A 3,870-nucleotide genomic window follows, 5' to 3' on the forward strand; every position below is an offset into this window, starting at 1 on the left:
GCGCCGGCGGAGCGCGACGAGACCGACCGGGTGACGGTACGGCTGGTCGCCGCCCTCGGCCGGGACCGCTTCGACGCGCTGGTCACCGAGGGCGGCAAGCTGGGCCCGGGCGAGGCCCGGGCCCAGCTGAAGAGCGCGTCCGTCAGCGGGCCGCCTTCGGCCGGTACGAGGCGATGATCACGCCGCTGCGCTGCACCTTCGTGTCGACCAGCTCGAACGACGCCTTGAAGTCCTTCAGCGGTGCCGTCACGCTGTCGCCGCCCTCCAGCACCGGGTGGATCCAGAACCGGACCTCGTCCAGCAGACCGGCCGCGATCAGCTGGGTGGTGACCGAGCCGAAGCCGTACTGGAGGATGACCTTGCCGTCCTGCGCCTTGAGCCGGGTCACCTCCTCGATCAGGTCGCCCTGCAGCACCTCGCTGTTCTTCCAGGTCGGGTCGGTCAGGGTGGTCGAGGCGACGTACTTCTTGACGTTGTTGAAGTAGGCGGCGCCGGTGCTCGGGTCGCTCTCGTCCCGGGTCGGCCAGGCGGCGGACATGCCGTCGTAGGTGATCCGACCCATCAGCAGCGCGTCGGCCTCGTCGGTCTGCCCGGCGGCGAAGGCGGCGGCCTCCTCGTCGAAGTACGGCATGGTCCACATGGGGTTCTCGATGACGCCGTCGAGGGTGATGTAGGTCGAGTTGATGAGCTTGCGCATCGGGATCTCCTGGCTGTCGGTGGTGCTCTCCGGTGACACCCAGAACATTGCCGGATCCCGCTTACGATTCGCTTCAGGCGCCCTTACGCACGCCGGACCACTTCCCCCGCCGGGGCGGGATTGCTTCGCGCCGGACCGGGTAGCCCGCCGGACAGTCCCGGACGACGCGGAGGCACCCATGCCGATCACCCCGGAGACCGCCCGACCGCACGAGCAGCCGGAGGAGAACTCCCGGCACGGCCGCCTGAGCGTGCGACCGGGTCCACCGGTCGCCGCCACCGGCCGCACCGGCCTGGTGTCGTTCGACGCACCGGACGGTGAGCTGGTCGCGCAGGCCTACGTGCCGGCGCCGGCGGACGGCGGCCAGTACCGGCTGGCCCTGCTGCTGCACGGCGCCGGCGGGTCACCCCGGCAGGCCCTGGAGCTGATGCTGCCGGTCGCCGACGACCAACGCCTGCTGCTCGTCGCGCCGCAGTCCGGCGCGGCGACCTGGGACATGATCGGTGTCGGCTTCGGCCCCGACGTGCGGCGGATCGACCGGGTGCTCCAGGAGATCGTCACCGGCTACCCGATCGCCGGCATGCTGATCGGCGGGTTCTCCGACGGCGCGTCGTACGCGCTGTCGATCGGCCTGATCAACGGCGACGTCTTCGACGCCGTCCTGGCCTTCTCCCCCGGCTTCGCCGCCCCGCTGCTCACCCACGGCACGCCGCGCGTCTACGTCTCGCACGGCACCGCCGACCGGGTGCTGCCGATCGACCGGTGCAGCCGGACCCTCGTGCCGCGCCTGCAGACCCTCGGCTACGACGTCACCTACGACGAGTTCGACGGTGGGCACGAGGTACCCGAGGCCACCGTGCGCCGGGCGGTGGCCTGGCTGGAGCCGGCCGGCTGACCCGCGGGACCGGTCGCCACCCGCTCCCACCTGCGTCGGAACCACCCCGGCGGCGGTCACCAGCGGCCAGGTCGCCGCCCGGTGTCCCGGCGCCGGAACATCGGCTGTCGCGCTGGGCGCGACGTTCGCCGGCGAGGTGACATCATGTGCGCGAACCGGCCGACTGCTCCGCGCGGGGAAGGATGAGCTGCCCTATGGCGCGCTTCGAGGCGACGACGTCCAGCGAACCCGGGCGGGCGGTGGTGCGGCTCGCCGGGGAGTGCGATCTCGCCGCCCGGGAGGAGCTCACGGCCGCGCTGCTGACCGCCGTGGCCGGCGCCCAGGTCGTGCTGGTCGACGCGGGGGCGCTCGACTTCCTCGACTCCACCGGCATCCACGGCCTGGTCACCGCCCACCACGCGGCCCGCGCGGCGGCGGCCGGCTGTACGTGGTCAACGCCCGCGGGCCGGTCGCGAACGTCCTGGCGATCACCGGCGTCGCCGACCTGCTGCGACCGCCCACCGACGACGGCGTGGACCCGCGGTGACGGCCCGCCGGCCGGTGGAGGACGACGATGTCTGACCGTCCCGCCACCCCGTCCTCCGCCGTCGCCACGATGCCGTACGCGCACGCCGACGACCTGGTGCAGGTACGCGCGTTCGTCTGTTCCCGGGCCCTGGCCCGGGGGCTGCCGGCTGCCCGGGTGGAGCTGCTCGCGCTGGCGGTCAGCGAACTGGCGACCAACACGTTGCAGCACACCCACGGGGGCGGTCTGGTGCGGGTGTGGGCCGAGGCGGGCCAGCTCGTCTGCGATGTCGTCGATCAGGGCGGACCGCGCACGGTGGTCCGCGAGATGCCCACCGCCGAGGCGATCCGCGGTCGGGGGCTGGCGATCGTCGCCCGGATCTGCGACGAGGTCGCCGTCGAGCCCACCCCGGCCGGGACGGTGGTGCGGCTCCGGTTCCGCCTCTGAGGACGGGTCAGCGCAGCACGCGCACGGCCAGGGTGCAGGTGTCGTCCTCCGGGCTGGGCTGGTGCAGCACGTCGCGCAGCCGCGGCAGGGACCGTGCGTCGGGGTCACGGGAGATGTCGCACAGCGTCCGCATCACCGAACCGAGCAGGTCGACCGGGTCGCCGACCCGGCGTTCCACCAGCCCGTCGGTGTAGAAGAGCAGCAGGTCGTCGGCGCGCAGCCGCGGGGTGACGACCGGGTAGGTCGAGTCGGCGTCGGCGCCCAGCAGCATTCCGGCGGGCCGGTCGAGTTCGGCGGTCGTCCCGCCGCGCGCCAGCAACGGGGGCAGGTGGCCCGCCTGCGCCCAGGACAGCGATCGGGTCGCCGGGTCGTAGAGGGCGACCGCCGCGGTTGCGGTGATCTTCAACTGCCCGCAGAGCCGGTTCATGTGCCCGAGCAGCGCTCCGGGGTCCCGGATGCCGATCGAGAGCCAGGCGACCAGCGCGAACCGCAGGTGCGCCATGCCGCTGGCCGCCTCCAGGCCGTGCCCGGCGACGTCGCCGACGGCGAGCGCGACCAGCCCGTCGGGCAACGTCTGCGCGTGGTACCAGTCCCCGCCGACCTGCACGGCGCTCTCCGCCGGCAGGTAGCCGACGAGCACCTCGAGGCCGGCCAGCGGGACCGGCTCGCGGGGCACCGGCTGGATCAGGTTCTGCAACTGCCGGGCCAGGCGGTGCTCCGCCAGCGCCGTCAGCTCCCGGGTGTGCAGCTGGTCGCTGAGCCGCTCGATGGCGGTACGCGAGTCCACCCGGGCCGTCACGTCCTGCACCACGGCGTAGACCTTCACCGGCGCGCCGTCGGCGTCCCGGGCGACGTCGGAGAGGATGCGCAGGTACTTCACCGACGGGCCGCCCGGAAGCGCACCGTGACGTCCGACGCCGCTCCGCTGTCCAACGTCTGCCAGGCGGCCTCCCGCAACCCGTGGTCGTCGGGGACGATCGCGGCGGACTGCTCGGCGCGCGACAGCGGGCCCAGCGAAGGATCACGCTCGAAGATCCGGTACATGCCGGGCGACCACTCGCTGAGGCCGGTGATCAGGTCGTACTCCGCCCAGCCGAGGCTGCCCAGCAGCTCGGTACGCTCCATCCGGCGCTGGTGCTCGTCGAGCCGTTCCCACCACACCAGCAGGCCGCCCAGCACCCGCTGCACGCTGATGTCGAACAGCGAGTCGGCGATGACGCCCGCCTGCTTGCCCTCGTACCGGAAGTCCGGCACCCGGGCCGCGCGCCGCTGGCCAGCACCCGGTGGTACGCCTGCCACAGCACGCCGCCGACCCATGCCGGGATA

4 protein-coding genes and 2 pseudogenes are annotated in these 3,870 nt (G+C 73.3%); 3 read left to right on the forward strand and 3 right to left on the reverse strand.

The genetic code is table 11. The features are described 5' to 3' along the window. Nucleotides 1-142: 142 nt before the first annotated feature. Nucleotides 143-745 (reverse strand): dihydrofolate reductase family protein, encoded by a 603-nt coding sequence (locus JNW89_RS30225; RefSeq protein ID WP_238451671.1) that lies wholly within the window; start codon nt 743-745, stop codon nt 143-145. A 130-nt stretch (nt 746-875) separates the two neighbouring features. On the opposite strand from JNW89_RS30225, the gene JNW89_RS30230 reads away from it, so the two are divergent. The 3 genes and pseudogenes from JNW89_RS30230 to JNW89_RS30240 all read left to right on the forward strand — a co-directional run bounded on the left by JNW89_RS30230 (nt 876) and on the right by JNW89_RS30240 (nt 2,544). After that, nucleotides 876-1,592, forward strand: coding sequence for an alpha/beta hydrolase (locus tag JNW89_RS30230; protein ID WP_238451672.1), 717 nt, complete (start codon nt 876-878; stop codon nt 1,590-1,592). A gap of 194 nt (nt 1,593-1,786) precedes the next feature. Then, nucleotides 1,787-1,969, forward strand: a pseudogene (locus JNW89_RS30235) (STAS domain-containing protein); the annotation flags it as partial. Between the two features lie 176 nt (nt 1,970-2,145). Then, nucleotides 2,146-2,544 (forward strand): ATP-binding protein, encoded by a 399-nt coding sequence (locus JNW89_RS30240; protein ID WP_238451673.1) that lies wholly within the window; start codon nt 2,146-2,148, stop codon nt 2,542-2,544. 7 nt (nt 2,545-2,551) lie between these two features. Here the strand turns inward: JNW89_RS30240 and JNW89_RS30245 are convergent, their stop codons facing one another. Both JNW89_RS30245 and JNW89_RS30250 read right to left on the reverse strand, forming a co-directional pair. Then, nucleotides 2,552-3,424 (reverse strand): PP2C family protein-serine/threonine phosphatase, encoded by an 873-nt coding sequence (locus JNW89_RS30245; RefSeq protein WP_238451674.1) that lies wholly within the window; start codon nt 3,422-3,424, stop codon nt 2,552-2,554. After that, nucleotides 3,421-3,870 (reverse strand): annotated as a pseudogene (locus JNW89_RS30250) (hypothetical protein); the annotation flags it as partial. The gene JNW89_RS30245 and the pseudogene JNW89_RS30250, both read right to left, overlap by 4 nt.

Source organism: Micromonospora sp. 4G55 (genome assembly GCF_016803375.1).